This window comes from Candidatus Thiodiazotropha sp. CDECU1, from assembly GCF_963455295.1.
GTDB lineage: Bacteria > Pseudomonadota > Gammaproteobacteria > Chromatiales > Chromatiaceae > Thiodiazotropha.
This window is the reverse complement of sequence record NZ_OY734020.1, coordinates 3,540,501-3,556,660: the sequence shown is the minus strand read 5'-3', so window position 1 is coordinate 3,556,660 and position 16,160 is coordinate 3,540,501. Positions and strand designations below refer to the sequence as shown.

The 16,160-nt window shown below is 53.6% G+C and carries 13 protein-coding genes; 6 read left to right on the top strand and 7 right to left on the bottom strand.

Annotated features, from left to right (window positions below; translation table 11 throughout):
* Nucleotides 1–49: 49 nt before the first annotated feature.
* The 4 genes from R2K28_RS16180 (at nucleotide 50) to R2K28_RS16165 (ending at nucleotide 6,968) form a co-directional block, all read left to right on the top strand.
* The gene (locus R2K28_RS16180; protein ID WP_316366054.1) at nucleotides 50–619 is read left to right on the top strand and encodes an RNA pyrophosphohydrolase; all 570 of its coding nucleotides are present in this window, start codon (nucleotides 50–52) and stop codon (nucleotides 617–619) included.
* A gap of 88 nt (nucleotides 620–707) precedes the next feature.
* Nucleotides 708–2,969: a phosphoenolpyruvate--protein phosphotransferase gene (gene ptsP / locus R2K28_RS16175; RefSeq protein WP_316366052.1), complete on the top strand. Its 2,262-nt coding sequence runs from the start codon at nucleotides 708–710 to the stop codon at nucleotides 2,967–2,969.
* Nucleotides 2,966–5,524, top strand: a complete 2,559-nt coding sequence (locus R2K28_RS16170) for a PAS domain S-box protein (RefSeq protein ID WP_316366051.1) — start codon at nucleotides 2,966–2,968, stop codon at nucleotides 5,522–5,524. Before ptsP ends, R2K28_RS16170 begins: the two co-directional genes overlap by 4 nt.
* 67 nt (nucleotides 5,525–5,591) lie before the next feature.
* Entirely contained in the window at nucleotides 5,592–6,968 is a 1,377-nt protein-coding gene (locus R2K28_RS16165; protein ID WP_316366049.1) for a sigma-54-dependent transcriptional regulator, read from the top strand.
* Between the two features lie 596 nt (nucleotides 6,969–7,564).
* On the opposite strand, the gene R2K28_RS16160 is transcribed toward R2K28_RS16165, so the two are convergent.
* The 4 genes from R2K28_RS16160 to R2K28_RS16145 all read right to left on the bottom strand — a co-directional run bounded on the left by R2K28_RS16160 (nucleotide 7,565) and on the right by R2K28_RS16145 (nucleotide 11,451).
* Nucleotides 7,565–8,407, bottom strand: coding sequence for an HDOD domain-containing protein (locus R2K28_RS16160; protein ID WP_316366047.1), 843 nt, complete (start codon nucleotides 8,405–8,407; stop codon nucleotides 7,565–7,567).
* A gap of 190 nt (nucleotides 8,408–8,597) precedes the next feature.
* Nucleotides 8,598–9,266 carry a TIGR04211 family SH3 domain-containing protein gene (locus R2K28_RS16155; RefSeq protein ID WP_316366045.1) on the bottom strand — a complete coding sequence of 223 codons (669 nt, stop codon included), beginning with the start codon at nucleotides 9,264–9,266 and terminating at the stop codon, nucleotides 8,598–8,600.
* A gap of 87 nt (nucleotides 9,267–9,353) precedes the next feature.
* Nucleotides 9,354–10,259, bottom strand: coding sequence for an ornithine carbamoyltransferase (gene argF, locus R2K28_RS16150; protein WP_316366043.1), 906 nt, complete (start codon nucleotides 10,257–10,259; stop codon nucleotides 9,354–9,356).
* Between the two features lie 22 nt (nucleotides 10,260–10,281).
* Nucleotides 10,282–11,451, bottom strand: a complete 1,170-nt coding sequence (locus R2K28_RS16145) for an aspartate aminotransferase family protein (RefSeq protein WP_316369764.1) — start codon at nucleotides 11,449–11,451, stop codon at nucleotides 10,282–10,284.
* 288 nt (nucleotides 11,452–11,739) lie between these two features.
* On the opposite strand from R2K28_RS16145, the gene R2K28_RS16140 reads away from it, so the two are divergent.
* Both R2K28_RS16140 and R2K28_RS16135 read left to right on the top strand, forming a co-directional pair.
* Nucleotides 11,740–12,198 carry a CopD family protein gene (locus R2K28_RS16140; RefSeq protein WP_316366041.1) on the top strand — a complete coding sequence of 153 codons (459 nt, stop codon included), beginning with the start codon at nucleotides 11,740–11,742 and terminating at the stop codon, nucleotides 12,196–12,198.
* 50 nt (nucleotides 12,199–12,248) lie between these two features.
* Nucleotides 12,249–13,937: a hypothetical protein gene (locus tag R2K28_RS16135; RefSeq protein ID WP_316366039.1), complete on the top strand. Its 1,689-nt coding sequence runs from the start codon at nucleotides 12,249–12,251 to the stop codon at nucleotides 13,935–13,937.
* A 65-nt stretch (nucleotides 13,938–14,002) separates the two neighbouring features.
* Here the strand turns inward: R2K28_RS16135 and moaA are convergent, their stop codons facing one another.
* From moaA to R2K28_RS16120, 3 genes are all read right to left on the bottom strand, one after another.
* Nucleotides 14,003–14,977 carry a GTP 3',8-cyclase MoaA gene (moaA, locus tag R2K28_RS16130; RefSeq protein WP_316366036.1) on the bottom strand — a complete coding sequence of 325 codons (975 nt, stop codon included), beginning with the start codon at nucleotides 14,975–14,977 and terminating at the stop codon, nucleotides 14,003–14,005.
* Between the two features lie 78 nt (nucleotides 14,978–15,055).
* Complete coding sequence (locus tag R2K28_RS16125; RefSeq protein ID WP_316366034.1) at nucleotides 15,056–15,628, bottom strand: NapC/NirT family cytochrome c; 573 nt, start codon at nucleotides 15,626–15,628, stop codon at nucleotides 15,056–15,058.
* A 73-nt stretch (nucleotides 15,629–15,701) separates the two neighbouring features.
* A complete protein-coding gene (locus R2K28_RS16120) occupies nucleotides 15,702–16,127 on the bottom strand; it encodes a nitrate reductase cytochrome c-type subunit (protein ID WP_316366032.1) in 426 nt (141 codons plus the stop codon).
* Between the last annotated feature and the right edge of the window lie 33 nt (nucleotides 16,128–16,160).

Here is a 16,160-nt window from a genome sequence, read left to right as displayed (position 1 = left end):
ATAATTAGCAAAGGCTTATGTTAAGCCGCCTTGCTGCTCAAGGGCGAATATGGAAGAATCTATACTGAGATCTTGCAATGCTTTGGCTTCTACCTTGATTGACACTGACGGTTTTCGACCCAATGTAGGTATCATCCTGTGTAATGACAATCGCCAGCTATTCTGGGGGCGTCGGGTCGGACAGGATGCCTGGCAGTTCCCGCAAGGTGGTATAAAATCTGACGAAACCCCTGAAGAGGCGATGTTTCGTGAGTTGCAAGAGGAGGTGGGACTCGCGGCGGAGCAGGTCGAGATCATGGGTTCAACCCGCAACTGGCTGCGCTATCGTCTGCCGGAACGCTATATCCGCCGCAATAGCGAGCCCCTGTGCATTGGCCAGAAGCAGATCTGGTTTCTACTGCGAGCCCAATGCGGAGAGGATGCCTTCTGTCTCGATGGTTGCGAGACCCCTGAATTCGAGGAGTGGCGCTGGGTCAAGTACTGGCAGCCCATCCGCGAGGTGATCTACTTCAAGCGTAATGTCTACACCAAGGCGCTGGAAGAGCTGGCGCCCCTGCTCTATCCGGAAGGGTCTCCGAATCGATTCCATACCAACTATTTAAGACAGCAGCGGCGTTGAATCGCACTTCCTCGACAGACAACAATCGTTATAGTACTGGAGGTCCTGATTTTCTCTGGTTCCAACCATACACCTAAGGACCACGTGCATGCTTGATACCCTGCATCGTATCGTCAAAGAGGTCAATGCAGCGCCCGACCTGGTAAAGGCCCTTGAGATCATCGTATCTCAGGTAAAGGGGGCGATCAGCACCGATGTCTGTTCCGTCTACCTTACCGATTTTGAGCGCCGTGAGCATGTGCTGATGGCTACCGAGGGCTTGCATCGGGATGCGATAGGCAAGGTGAGACTGCCCTACCACCGTGGGCTCATCGGCCTGGTCTGTGAACGGGCGGAACCGGTCAACTTGGCGGATGCGCCGAGCCACAGCCGCTATCTGTTTACCCATGAGACGGGCGAGACTCAGTACAAGGGCTTTCTGGGGGTGCCCATCATCCAGAATCGCAGGGTGTTGGGTGTATTGGTGGTACGTCAGCATATCCAGCGCAGTTTCGAGGATCAGGAGGTGACCTTTCTTTTCACCCTTGCGGCGCAGCTCGCTGGGGCCATTACCCATGCCCAGGCCAGCGGCGATCTGGTGCCCGAGGATGACATGGCGCCACCCAACCGTTTTCTCCAGGGTAGACCGGGGTCCCCGGGTGTGGCGCTGGGTACCGCTGTCGTCGTCTATCCCCCCGCAGATCTGGATGCGGTGCCGGACCGGTCGAGCAAGGATCCTGATAGTGAAGAGGAGGAATTCCGCACTGCGGTCGCCGCGGTGGTAGAGGATCTGATGGCGATAGAGGATCGTTTTGAAGAGACGCTTCCGGTGGAGGACCGGGCCCTGTTCGACGCCTGGTTGATGATGCTGGGGGGCGACTCCCTGATCGGCGGCACGGTGAGGAGAATCCATGAGGGCAACTGGGCACCGGGGGCGTTGCGAGAAACCATCGAGGAACACGCCAAGGTGTTTGACGCCATGGAGGATATCTATCTGCGGGAGCGCGCCTCCGATGTAAGGGATCTGGGACGGCGTATTCTGATGTATCTGCAGCAGAAGGTGGTTGGACCCATCGACTATCCCGAGAACACGGTACTGGTTGGCGATGATGTCAGCGCAATGCAGATGGCCGAGGTGCCAAAGGGGCGGCTGGCCGGTGTCGTCTCAGCCCAGGGGGCCAGCTTTTCCCACCTGGCCATATTGGCACGGGCGATGAATGTGCCGGCCGTGATGGGGCTTAGCGATCTGCCGGTCAATCGGGTCGATGGCCGCTTCGTGATTCTGGAGGGCTACCTGGGTCGTCTGTATGTCTCTCCACCCCCTTCGGTGATCCAGGAGTATCAACGTCTTGCCAGTGAGGATTTGGCCCTCTTCAAAGAGCTCGAAGCGGAGAAGGACCTGCCTTGCGAAACCACGGATGGCGCCAAGGTGCCGTTGTATATGAATACCGGTTTGATCTCCGAGCTGAGCTCCCAGGTTAGCGAGGAGTCCGAGGGGGTGGGCCTGTATCGCACCGAACTGCCATTCATGGTGCGCGACAGCTTTCCCGGCGAGTCGGTGCAGGTGACCAACTATCAGAGGGTGTTGAGCGCATTTCACCCCCGCCCGGTCACCATTCGTACCCTCGATATCGGTGGCGATAAACCCCTCCCATACTTTCCGGTGGAGGAGTCGAACCCGTTTCTGGGTTGGCGGGGAATCCGCATCTCCCTGGATCATCCCGAGATATTCCTTACCCAGGTACGGGCTATACTGCGTGCTGCCATCGGACTGAATAACGTGCGGCTTCTGCTGCCGATGATCAGCCATGTCCAGGAGGTGGACGACGCCCTGTTGCTGATCCAGCGCGCCCATGATGAATTGATGGAAGAGGGCTTCGCCGTCACCATGCCGAAGATCGGGGTGATGATCGAAGTGCCGGCGGCCGTCTATCAGGTCGATGCCCTGGCACGGCGGATCGATTTCGTCTCTGTCGGCACCAATGACCTGACCCAGTATCTGCTGGCAGTGGATAGGAACAATGCCCATGTGGCGGACATCTACGACGACATGCATCCTGCGGTGTTGCGGGCACTGATCCAAATCGTCAAAGGGGCCAAGGATTTTCAGCGCGAAGTCAGTGTATGTGGGGAGATGGCGGGTAATCCCGCTGCCGCTGTGCTCCTGATCGGCATGGGGGTGGACAGTCTGAGTATGAACGGGGGCAGTTTGTTGCGGGTGAAGTGGGTGCTGCGTTCGGTCTCCCGTTCCAGAGCCCGGGAGTTGCTACAGGCGGCATTACGCTGTGAAAAGGTCTCCGAAGTCAAACAGCTACTGGGCAACGCCCTGGAAGAGATGGGGTTGGGTGGCCTGATGCGTGCGGGCAGATGAACCGGTACTACGGATCAGTGCTGAATTTGGACTGGCTGAAGCAGTTTCTTGCGATCCTGATTCCCTTCGCGGCAACCCTGGCCATTGGGGCCTATGTCCACTACTACACCATCTCGGAAACGGAACGGGTGACTTGGGAGTCAAGCGAACTCCTCAATGTGGGACTGGCTCGCAGTGCGCTCAACAGGGATCTCTCCAACGTTATTTCGGATCTTATCTTTCTTTCCAGTTATATCGAAAGGCAGGGATTTGACGAGGGTGGTAAATTACGTGCCCATCAAGTCGAGCAGCTCTCTTATACCTTTATCAAGGAGAAACGCCTCTACGACCAGGTCAGGTTTATAGACCTTGATGGGCGTGAACGTGTGCGGGTGAATTTCTCTTCGGGTCAACCCCAACTGGTATCACCGAGTCAGCTGCAGGATAAGTCAAAACGTTACTATTTCCTGGAAACCATGGCATTGAAACCAGGGGAGATCTATATATCACCCCTGGATCTGAACATTGAAGAGGGAGCGATCGAGCGCCCAATCAAACCCGTTATGCGCTTTGCGGTGCCCATCTACAACAGCCTCGGGTTAAAGAAGGGCATCCTGGTGTTGAACTATCTGGGCGATCGCCTGTTGAACGATTTCAATCGCGCGGCGGCGAACATTGCCGATCATATTCATCTGTTGAATGCGGAGGGTTATTGGCTCAGTAGTCCCAGTGGAAGAGATGAATGGGGTTTCCTGCTCGAGCATAAACGACGTTTTTCCGAACGGCATGCACAGGCATGGCAGGCGATTGGTGAACTCGGTTCCGGCCAGTTGCGAACCGAAGCGGGACTGCTGACTTTCGAGACGGTCACACCCTGGAAGGTGGCCTCGCAGACGATGCACGGTATTAGCGAGAGTGGCTATGCAATACCAGCTGATGCGTCCCAGTGGAAGGTGGTTTCGCAGGTGCCGCAAAGGCGTTATAAGCCCGGTTTCTGGCAATTCATCGGGCAGCACCTGCCACTCTATTTCACCATTCTGTTAGTCCTCCTGTTCGGTTCCTGGTTGTTGGCCGTCGCCAATGTGAGACATCGCAACGCACAGCGACAAAGCGAATATGAACGGCGCTTCAGGCAGACATTGGAAAATATGCAATTGGCGGCGATTAGCCTGGATACGCATAATCAACTGATCTTTTGTAACGACTATTTTCTACGCTTGACAGGTTGGCAGCAGGATGAGGTTCTTCATTGCGATTGGATCGAGCGTTTTATTCACCAGCAAGAAAAGCAGTCGTTGAAAGACGCCTTTCGGGGACTGTTGAATCAGAGCGATGTCTCACGGGATGTTGAGGTGGATGTGCAAATGAAATACGGCGGACATCGCAGGATAGCTTGGCACAATACACTTTCAACTGATTCCCAGGGACAGGTCATCGGTATAACCGCAATCGGTGAGGATGTCACCGATCGGCGTAAGGCGGAAGACAAGGTGCGCAAGCTCTCCCACGCGGTTGAGCAAAGCCCCAGTATCGTGATGCTGACTGACAGAAGGGGTATGATCGAATACGTCAATCCCAAATTCACCGAGGTCACGGGATATGAAGCGGAAGAGGTTATCGGTAAACGGCCTAATCTGCTCAAGTCTGGAGAGATGCAATCGGAGGAGTATGCGCAACTATGGACCACCGTGAAGGAGGGAGAGGAGTGGCGAGGCGAATTCCACAACCGGCGTAAAAACGGGGAACTCTACTGGGAATCCGCTTCGATCTCAGCACTCAAGAATCCAGCGGGCGAGATCACTCACTATGTCGCGGTGAAGGAAGACATCACCGAGCGCAAGCGACTGCAGGATGAAATTGACAGGCACAACCAGGAGTTGGCACGCACCCAGGCACTCACAACCATGGGCAGGATGGCGAGTATGATCGCCCATGACCTGAGGAACCCATTATCGTCGGTCAAGATGTGTATGCAGATGTTGAGTAAACAGGCAGAGAGTGAACTGGCCGAACTCTCCGTGATCGCCTTGGATCAGATTCGCTATATGGAGAATATTCTGACCGATATGCTGACCTACGCCAGGCCTGAAGCGGTCAATGTGGAGTGGGTGAATATGGAAAAGTTGCTTGATACCACGCTACTCAGTCTGCAGCGGCGCATCGATGAATCGGGGGTGCAGGTGAAGGTGGAGCATCGGCCCGGTTTGCCGGCGCTGCCCGCGGATGCCCACAAGTTAAGACAACTATTTTCCAATCTGATCGTGAATGCGATACAAGCAACGGAGAATCTTTCCGTGGAAAACAGGATGATCACTATCGATAGCTGTCAGGTTCTCGGTGAGACAGGCAGCGCAGTTCAGGTCTCTATATGTGACAATGGCGATGGTCTGCCGGATGAGGAGTTGGAGCGGCTTTTCGAACCTTTCTATACGACGCGCACAAAGGGTACCGGGTTGGGTTTGGCAATTGTTAAGCAAATTGCCGATCAGCATCATGGCAAGGTTGCGCTGGGATCGCGTGGAGAGGGCGGCGTCTGCGCCATAGTCAGCCTGCCGACTGCACCCGTTGATGGCTGAGCGATTGGACAGGACATTGCGGATTCTATTAATCTAAAAACAATCACTAGACGAAGAACTCCAGATTATGGCCAGAATTCTCATCGTCGACGACGACTTTGCCATTTGCCGGACCCTACAGTTGCACCTTTCAGGTTTGGGACAAAGTGTCGAGATCGCGCACAGCGTGGATGAGGGGTTGCAGAAGTCGCAACAGTTTCATCCCGATCTGATCGTGCTCGATATCCGAATGCCGGGTAAGTCAGGGCTTGAGGGGTTACCTGAGTTTAAGTCATCCCTGCCGGGTGTCCGTGTAATTGTTATCACCGCCTTCCACGACATGGAGAGCACCATCGAGGCGATGCAACAGGGTGCTGACGACTATATCCACAAGCCGATCGATATCGACGAGTTCGACGCCGCTATCGAAAAGATACTCCAGAAAGGCGAGGGAGAGTTGGTCGATACCGCCAGTGAGAGTCTCTCTTCCCTCTCGATGGTCGGTCACTCGAGAGCGATGAAAGAGATCTTCAAGACTATCGGATTGGTAGCGATGAGCCCGGCAACTGTGCTGATAACGGGAGAGTCCGGCACAGGTAAGGAGTTGGTGGCAAGGGCGATACATCGGAGTGGCAATAATCCGGACGGTCCGTTTGTTGTTGTCAATTGCGCTGCGATTGTCGAAACACTTTTAGAGTCGGATATGTTCGGCCATGAAAAGGGTGCTTTTACCGGTGCCGTAGCGAAACAGGTGGGTAAATTCACCCTGGCCGAGAACGGCACCATCTTTCTCGACGAAATCGGTGAGCTCTCGCCGATCATGCAGGCAAAACTGCTGCGCGTCATCCAACATAAGGAGTTCACACCCCTCGGTGCCAAGGAGGCTCTGAGGAGCAATGCCCGCATCATTGCCGCCACGAACGTGAACCTTTCCGAAGAGGTGGGTCGGGGTAAATTTCGCGAAGATCTCTTCTATCGACTGCAGGTGGTGAATATCCATCTGCCACCCTTGCGGGAGAGAAAAGAGGATATCATGGGATTGGTTCAGGCCCTGTTGGGGCGTATCAACAATGAGCTGAATCGAAAGGTAACCCACATCACAACTGAGTCCTTGAACTGCCTCCAGGCATACGATTGGCCCGGGAATGTCAGGGAGTTGGAGAATGCACTGATGAAGGCTGTGGCGATGTGTTCGACCGACAGCCTCTCCATCGACCAGTTTCCGGCCGAGATCAGTGGCATCAATGTGGGTGGCCAGAGGGAGCCATTCCATGCATCCGGTGCCACCAGCCTGCAGGCGATGGAAAAGGCCCATATCAAGCATGTACTCGATCTTGTGGATTGGCACCGGGGTAGAGCTTGTGAAATACTCGAAATTTCACGTCCACGACTTAGACGAATGATGCTTCAATATGATCTGTCGCCACCGCCAGGAGTGGCGGCTGAGAAAGAGAGTGACGACTGAGCAGAAGCCGGCCAGTTCCTCGGTGAGCTGAACAATGTAGGGAAAGCCTAGGGGCAATCCCGGCAGGTGGTAAGATTGGTAACCGATAGCGCGTAGCCACCATCCCTGAGAAGGATCGTCCAGTGAAACGATCCGTTCAACCGGATCATGATGAGGATTGAACGAATCGTTCAATCACTCTCTCCCTGCATCCTCTGAATAAGCAAAACGATGCATCAATTTGGTTTCCACATGCCTGGTCTGGGTTGATGACAAGTAGATAGATTGCTTTTATATCAAGGGATTAGTGATTTTATTGTGGATGCCTAGAGAATTACTCAGGAATAACGGCACAAAAAGTGCTGCTTATTCAATAGGGAACGCACCCATGTCTGCATGGGATAGCACCAGAATTGATCGGATGAAATCTTCTGGAAGAGGGTTTCTTAAAAAACGGTTGGCTAAGCAAAGGCACTCAACTAGCGCTGAGGAAAAAGGCCTGTTCGGCCTATAAGAAGTAGCCACACAGTGGCTTAAACGACCAGGTCGCCGGTATCGCCGGCGGCCTTTTTTATAAGCGACAGATGTGCCGTTTACCCGCCTTCCCGCCAATCCCGTTAGCAGCCCAATGCCCGCATGATCGATTGTATCTCTTCTCCCGATGCCTCCAGGATGGCCTGAATGGCAGCATGATCGAGGTTCAGGCGTTGGCTGGCGGTAACCTTGTCCCAGTCAAAATCGTCACCCAGTTTTTCCCAGTAGGCACACAGATTGGCTGTAATAATCACATCGGTGACATCGGGTTTCCCCAGATGCACGCGTTGCAGATCGTCATGGTCACTGGCGGTATTGGCGATGTCATCACTGAAATGCCAGGCCTCGAGAATGGCGTGGCCAATACCTGTGTGCCAGTTCTTCTGCAGTTCCTCGATGCTCTCCGGATTATCGAACAGTTCCGGGTGGTCCTTGGCCCGGGTGTAGATGTAGTACTTGCCGATATCGTGCAGTAGTCCGGCCAGCATGGCCTCATCGGGATTCACGTTAGAGTGATTTTTGGCGATCACATAGGCAATGGCGGAAACATTCACGCTATGTTGCCAGAGCGCTTTGAGTTGATCCCGAATAGTGTCCACAGACTTCGAATCCATGATCTGTTCCACTGCGATGGAGACCGCAGTACTGTAGGCAAGGTCGTAACCCAGGCGTGCCACCGCGGTACGCAGGTCCTTGATCTGAGCGCCACTGCGGTTGGCAAAGTTTGAATTTGCCACTTTCAATAGCCTGGCTGTGAGTACCGGGTCGCTGCCAACCACTTTTGCCACTTTGTCGGCGGATACATCGTCACTCTCCAGGACCTGCTTGACGCGAACCGCAACGTCGGGAAAGGCGGGTAGCTTGAGATTGCCGGTTGACAGTTCGGTGCCCAGTTGCTGTACAAATTCGAAAGCGATGTCATTCATGGTTTGAACCTGAATATCTGTTTGGACCTAGATCAATAGCGAGGACACAACAGCAATCGCCCCCCCTTGCTGTTCTAGCGGCTTTTACAGTAGGAACTTAATGCTTCACTCGCCTGCGGCCGGGTTGCTTGGCGGTAGGGGAAGGGGAGTCCGCAACCGCCGGTTTACGGTGGCGGGCGGAGAGAGTCAATCAGAGAGAACCCCAGGAGCTGCGTCGGCGCTGAAAACGAAGATGGGGCAGGATCAGTCCAATCAGTATCCCTGCGATGATGACGCCTGCACCGATGAGGAACCAGTCGCGGGTGGCTTGATTGCTGAGGTCACGGTTCTCCTGCTTCAGCTCTTCCGCCTCCCGGGTCAGGTCGGCGACCTGCTTGCGCAGTTCATTGCGCTCGTTGGAGATACGTATGGCATTGGAGGCGGTTCTCTGGATGCTTTGCAGTTCCTGCTCCTGCTTGTCTTTAATCTGTTGCAGTGACTTGTGGGAGGCTAGCAATTCACGATGACTCTTTTGCAGATCTGCCAGGTTGCGACGCAGTTCTCCCGGCGCCGCCTTTAACGCATTGATCTCCTTGCGCATGGTCTCGAGCTGAGTACGTGCCACCGGCTCGCGCAGCAGCTGGCGGGTGAGTACATAGCCCTCTCTCGTCCCGACTCTGACCTTGCTGTAGCCGGACTCCTTGTTGATGGATATAACGTCCACCGCGGTGCCGGTATCGATGTACCGGGTTATACGGTGTTTGATACTCTCGCCCGTACGCATGGCGATCTTGAAGGTGTCGGTGACATAGTAGGTCTTGGCTTGAACCACTACAGGCAGTAGTAGCAGGCAGAAGATCGAAATAGCGAATCTCTTCATGGCAACCTCTTAGTCCGACAAATATCGGGCATTTTACAATTCACAACGTTCCTAGTTTCGAAACAGGCCACATTTTTTAAAGGCTGTTTACCTGCCGAGTAGAAGAAACTCCATTAACGCCTTTTGAGAATGGAGGCGGTTTTCCGCTTCGTCCCATACCACGCTATCTTCTCTGTCAATGACCGAAGCGCTGACTTCTTCGCCACGGTGGGCAGGCAGGCAGTGAAAGAAAAGTGCATCATCGGCCGCTTGCGCCATCAGCTCATCGTTCACCTGGTAACGGGCGAACGCCTTCTCCCGCTGTTTCTGTTCCTCTTCCTGTCCCATGCTGGCCCATACATCAGTGACTACCAGGTCAGCGCCTACGGCTGCTTGCAGGGGGTCTCTCACTATACAGGCCTGATCCTGGGCGGCCTCCAGTATCGATTGATCGGGATCGTAACCCTCAGGACATGCGATATTCAAGTGGAAGCCGAAGCGCCTGGCTGCATTGATATAGGAGTGGCACATATTGTTACCGTCACCAATCCAGACCACTCGTTTGTCACCAATCTCACCCCGATGCTCGAAATATGTCTGCATATCCGCCAGCAGTTGGCAGGGATGGAGGAGATCGGTGAGGGCATTGATGACAGGTACCCGGGAATGGGCGGCAAACCGTTCCAGGATCGATTGATCGTAGGTACGGATCATGATGATGTCGAGCATGCGCGATAACACGCGCGCGCTGTCTTCGATCGGTTCACCACGTCCCAGTTGCGTATCCCTGGGAGAGAGAAACAGGGCGTGTCCACCCAGCTGCGACATGCCCACTTCGAAGGAGACACGGGTGCGGGTGGATGACTTCTCGAATATCATGCCGAGGTTTTTGCCTTTCAACGGCGTATGGGTATCGGTTCTGTGCTGCATGCGTTTGAGCTCACTGGCTCTGCGAATCAATGCATGCAGTTCGTCACTGCTGAGATCGAGAATTGAAAGAAAATGCCTTGTCATAATTGTTTTCTCAACCGGGCGATCAGAGGTATCCCATGATCAGCCCACTGACCATGTCGATGATTTCATCGCATTCACTATCACTGATGATCAGCGGTGGCAGCAGTCGTACCACCCGATCAGCGGTGACATTGATCAATATGCCCTGTTCAAGGGCTTGGGTTACGAGCTCGGAGCATGGCCGGTCAAGTTCGATGCCGATCATAAGCCCGGAGACACGAATAGAGGCCACGCCTTGTTGTGTGCCAAGCCTGGATTGGAAACCCTTATGCATGCGTTCACCCAGTTGGGCGGCCCTGGCTACCAACTGGTTGGATTCAATGCTATCCAGTACCGTCAGTGCAACCCGGCAGGCGAGTGGATTGCCGCCAAAGGTGGAACCGTGATTCCCGGGTGAGAATACCTCGGCTGCAGCACCGCTTGCCAGACAGGCCCCGATAGGAACGCCGTTGCCCAGCCCCTTTGCCAGGGTCATGACATCCGGGATGATATGGTTGTGTTGATGGCTGAACATGCGACCGGTACGACCGATCCCGGTCTGGATTTCATCCAGCATCATCAGCCACTCGTTGGCATCGCAAATCTCACGTATCCGGTTCAGGTAATCCGCTTTGGGGATATTGATTCCGCCCTCGCCCTGGATGGGTTCAACAAGCACAGCTACCACATTGTTGCTGTTGTTGGCTATTTCAAGGATCGCTTCGATATCGTTGTATGGGACACGCACGAATCCCTGCACCAGGGGTTCGAATCCGGCCTGAACCTTGCGGTTACCGGTGGCGCTCAGGGTGGCAAGGGTGCGACCATGGAAACTCTGGTCCATGACGATGATGGCGGGATTCTTGACCCCTTTTTTGTTGCCATAGAGGCGGGCGATCTTGATCGCCGCTTCATTCGCCTCGGCACCGGAATTGGCGAAAAATACCCGCTCCATGGAGGCCAGGTCACAAAGTCTTTGGCCCAGCTTCTCCTGATTGGCAATGCCATAGATATTGGAGGTGTGGAGCAGGGTTCCGGCCTGTTCACACAAGGCGTCTCGAATCTCAGGGTGAGCATGGCCCAGCCCACAGACCGCGATGCCTGCGATGGCGTCAAGATAGGAACGGCCCTGTTCATCCCACAAATGGGCGCCTTCGCCCCGCAGGAAGGTTATAGGTAACCGATTGTAAGTCGTCATCAAAGAGTCGACCATGTACATACCCATAAAACAAAAAAGGCATCCCAATTAGGACGCCAGTCAACGCGTGAATCCCGCCAAATTGGCAGGGAATCGGGTAGTTTACCTAGCCAGGTGCAGTTTTTCAAACTTCTTTGCCGGTTATGTTTATCCGGGCTGTGAGGGGTAAATCGGGTTGACGGGAGCAGGTCTCGGATCTCCTAGAAGGACCACATTCAACGGTATAAGAGTTGGAGATCGGGTGGCGGTTAGGCACAATGGGGCAAGCTTCATTAATCAGCCACGTTGTGGGGGTGGAGTTTTATGTCGATTGCTATGACTCTGCATATCCTGGGTGTCATTGTTTGGGTTGGAGGGATGTTTTTTGCGCATATGGTTCTGCGTCCCGCGTTGAATGATATTTTGGAGCCACCCCAACGGTTGCCTCTGCTTGTGCGTGTGTTTGATGGCTTCTTCCCCTGGGTTTGGGGGGCTGTTCTCGCCATTCTGGCGAGTGGTTTCTGGATGTTGTTCACCCTCTATGAAGAGAGTATCGGCTTGTGGGTGGGTTTCATGTCAGTGGTTGGCGTCGTGATGTCCGCTATTTTTGTCTTTATCTATGCCATACCCTATCAGCGGATCGGGACGGCCCTGAAAGACGATGACAAGCCGAAGGCCGTGGCGGCGGTTGGCCTCATACGACAACTCATATTGGTCAACCTCATGTTGGGATTGTTGGTCACCGTGGTTGCAGTAGCGGGTAAATATGGCCTGTTTCAATGAGCAGCGAGGGCCGAATAATCCAGGATTCTGCTATTTGTGAAGATATGAATATGACTATTGTGACATACCGATTCATCCAGCGTCTCATTTCGCTATCTTGCATTGTGCTGTTCCTGAACCTGCCGTGCTTGGCGTTTGCCGAGGAGGAACTTGGCGCGGTCGCTGACAAGCAGAGCACCACCCATACTACACTGCTCAATCTGGTAAACATCAGGGAGAATATCGAAAAGGATATTGCGGTACTGAGCAAGCGTATTGCCGGCGCTGAGTCGGAGACACAGAAGGGGTCACTAAGGCAACAGTTGGAGAAGCTCGATGCGGAGCTCTCGCGTACGGTGGAAAACTTCGAGAATATTTCCGCGGGCCTCGACCTGACAGACCTGCGCGGTGAGGAAGAAACCCAATTCGATCTCAAGCAGGAGTTGTTTTCTTTGCTTAAGCCGGCCATCGATGAGATGAAGGACATGACGTCCAAGGTACGTCAGAAATCGGAGTTGAAGGAGAAGATCGCCTATTACGGTGAGAGGCTGAAGATTCTTGACGAAGCCCTGCAAAATGTGGATCTGTTAAGCCAGAAGAGTGATTCGGAAAAGTTGCAAGACTCTCTCGGTGCGGTGGCTGAAAAGTGGCGAAAGAATCACGCATTCATGAGCAGTGAATATCAATCGGCACAGTTGCAGCTTAATGAAATACTCGCTTCGGAGGTCTCGATAACAGATGCCTCTCAGGACTACTTGAAGCAGTTCTTTCAACGTCGTGGCCTGTATCTGATTGTAGCGCTGTTGGTGGTTGCAGGTATCATTTTTCTGTCCCGGATCAGCGACAAGGCGATGCGGCGCTTGATGCCTGGATTTAAGAAGAAACATCGCAGTTTTCGCATCAGATTATTGGAGCTGGCACATCGAATAGTGACCACAGTGCTGATCCTCGTCGGTCCAATGGTGGTTTTCTATATTGTCGAGGATTGGGTGCTGTTGAGTTTGGGCATCCTCTTGCTGTTGGGTATTGTCCTCGGACTGCGCCAGGCTTTACCCAGATATTGGCACCAGATACAGCTGTTTCTGAACATTGGTTCCGTACGTGAGGGGGAGCGCATCTTTCTGGATGGATTGCCCTGGCGGGTTGAGCAGATCAATGTCTTTTCCATCCTGGATAATCCGGATGCGGGAATCACTCTGCGTGTGCCAATCAAAGAGCTGGTCGACCAAAAATCGCGACCCTGCAATCCAGAGGAGCCCTGGTTTCCATGCCACAAGGATGATTGGGTGATACTCAGTGATGGGGTCAGGGGACGGGTGATTGGAATCTCCCCGGAACTGGTACAGCTGGTGGAACGGGGCGGGGCCCAGAAAACCTACCAAACCAGTGATTTTCTCGCCGCATCACCACGCAATCTGGCAACCAATTTCCGCATCAAAGAGATTATTGGTGTCAGTTACGCACTGCAGCAGCAGAGCACCGAAACCATCCCGGAAATCCTGCGCAACACGATTCAGCAACGCTTGGAGCAGGAGGGCTATGGTGATTATCTGCTCAATTTGCGGGTTGAGTTTTCCCAGGCCAATAGCTCTTCACTGGACATTACCGTGATTGCGGACTTCAGTGGTGAACTCGGCGATCTCTACAATCGCCTGCGGCGCGCCATACAACGCTGGTGTGTCGATGCCTGCACGGAGAACGGATGGGAGATTCCCTTCCCGCAGATGACAGTGAGCGGTGCCATCGGCAGACTTACATGACTGCTGACTGCTGACTGCTGACTGCTGACTGCTGACTGCTGACTGCTGACTGCTGAGCCTGTTATCTAACCACCCAGGGATGACATCGGGCGAATAATCGCGGTTGGGGTTTCATGGAAGTTGTGCCGCTCCGGTTTATGCGCGACGGCGTACCGGATTGCCTGCTGGATGGCTTCATCCGAAGCACCCTCGCGCATCAGCGGGCGCAGGGCCAGCTTATCTTCCTGTCCGAGACAGAGGTGGAGATCGCCGGTCACGGAGACCCGTACCCGATTGCAGGTAGCACAGAAATGTTGTGACTGTGGAGTGATGAAACCGATCACGAAACCGGTATCGTTAATCTGGAAGTAGCGCGCCGGACCGCTGCCCAGCATGGCGGCAGTGCGTAGAGTGTAGCGTTTTTTCAGTCGTTGCTCGATCTCGGTAAGGGGTATGTAGCGCTCAGTTGCGGCCTGTCCGCCCTCTCCCACCGGCATGGTTTCGATAAATCGCAGAGTCAGATCGTGATCCATGCAGTACTCGATCATGCCCTCGACCTCATCGTCATTGATGCCGCGCATGATCACCATATTGATTTTTATCGGGGATAGTCCAAATGCCTGGGCACTCTCTATCCCCTCCAGTACAGGTTTCAGCTGGCTGCCGGTGATCTGTTTGAATTTTGCCTCATCGAGTGAATCGAGACTGATATTGAGCCGTTTCACGCCGGCACGGCTCAATGCCTCGGCAAACTGGCTGAGACGGGAGGCATTGGTACTGAGGGATAGCTCTTCGATACCGGCCACCCCGGCGATACGCGAAGCAATCTCATCCAGTCCTTTACGAACCAGTGGCTCACCGCCAGTGAGCCTGACATGCTTGACGCCCAACACGGCGAACTGGGCAACCAGCCGTTCTATCTCATCGGGGGTGAGCCAGTCGCTGGGGGTCTCGAAGTCTCTATGACTTCTGGGAAGGCAATAGAAACAGCGAAAATCGCAGCGATCCGTAACCGATAGGCGCAGATATTCGATTTTCCTGCCGAACGGATCATTTAACATGGTCGCCTCTTAATGCTAATAGCATTACTAGTTTCAACCTCCCCAGACTTCCTAGCATTGTTCACCAGCCACTGTATGTCAATATTCGGCATTTGGGTCGAACCCTTCAGGTAGTGCGTGAGCTATACCTTTATGGCAGTCGATACAGGTTTTTTGCGGTTCCTTTCCATCCAGCGCATCCCAATAGTGCGGGTCGTGCTGCTCGGAACTGCGGGGCGCTTGCTTGTCCAGGTCCATGGAGACGAATTTATGGCAGTTGCGACACTCCCGTGAATCGGTCTTCTTCATTGAACGCCAGACGTTTTGCGCCAGCTCCAGACGCTTGGCCTCGAACTTCTCAGGCGTATCGATGGTCCCCAGCATTTTATGGTAGAGCTCATTGGTCGCCTGAATCTTACGTACGAACTTATGTACCCACTCTTTCGGAACATGGCAATCGGGGCAGGTTGCACGTACACCGGTCCTGTTGGTGAAATGAATCGTTTCCTGAAGTTCCTGGTAGACCGTCTCATCCATTTCATGACATGAAATACAGAAGGTTTCGGTATTGGTTATTTCCATTGCGGTATTGAACCCGCCCCACAATATGACACCGGCAACGATACCGACAGCAATCAGGAACAAACCGCCTTTTTTCTTAGTTTCGCTCATTGTTACACCAAATTAAATCGAATCCTGCCTAGTGAGGTCCGGTCTCCACTCAACGAGGAGACCGGACCGAACACTATTTGGCACCTTGGAAGTTGTTTTGAACCAGCGGATCCGCACCCATTTGAGGCGCATGGCACTGGTTACAGAAATAACGACGGCTGGAGACAGTTTTCAATACCTTGCCGTCGCGGTCTTCATAGTGGCTGTCGCCTACTTTCGGCGCCTTTTCTTTTTCATAGGTTTCTTCACTATGGCATTTCATACAGCCGTTGTTTTTCAGGTTGATTTCATATTTATCCACCTCATGGGGAACCATGGGGGGTTGTAGTTTGAAGCTGCGTTCGATGCCGCCTTTGACATTGACTAACTTCAGATTGGCAGGTTTTTTCGCCATAGTATCCAGTTTGTCTCCACGCAGTGATTGAACATCAGCCAGCAACGCAGTAGACAGGAACATGGCAGTAATTGCCGCAATGGTTAGAAGTGCGATCTTTTTCATACCTTTCTCCATCATCACTCTCAAAAACAGAAT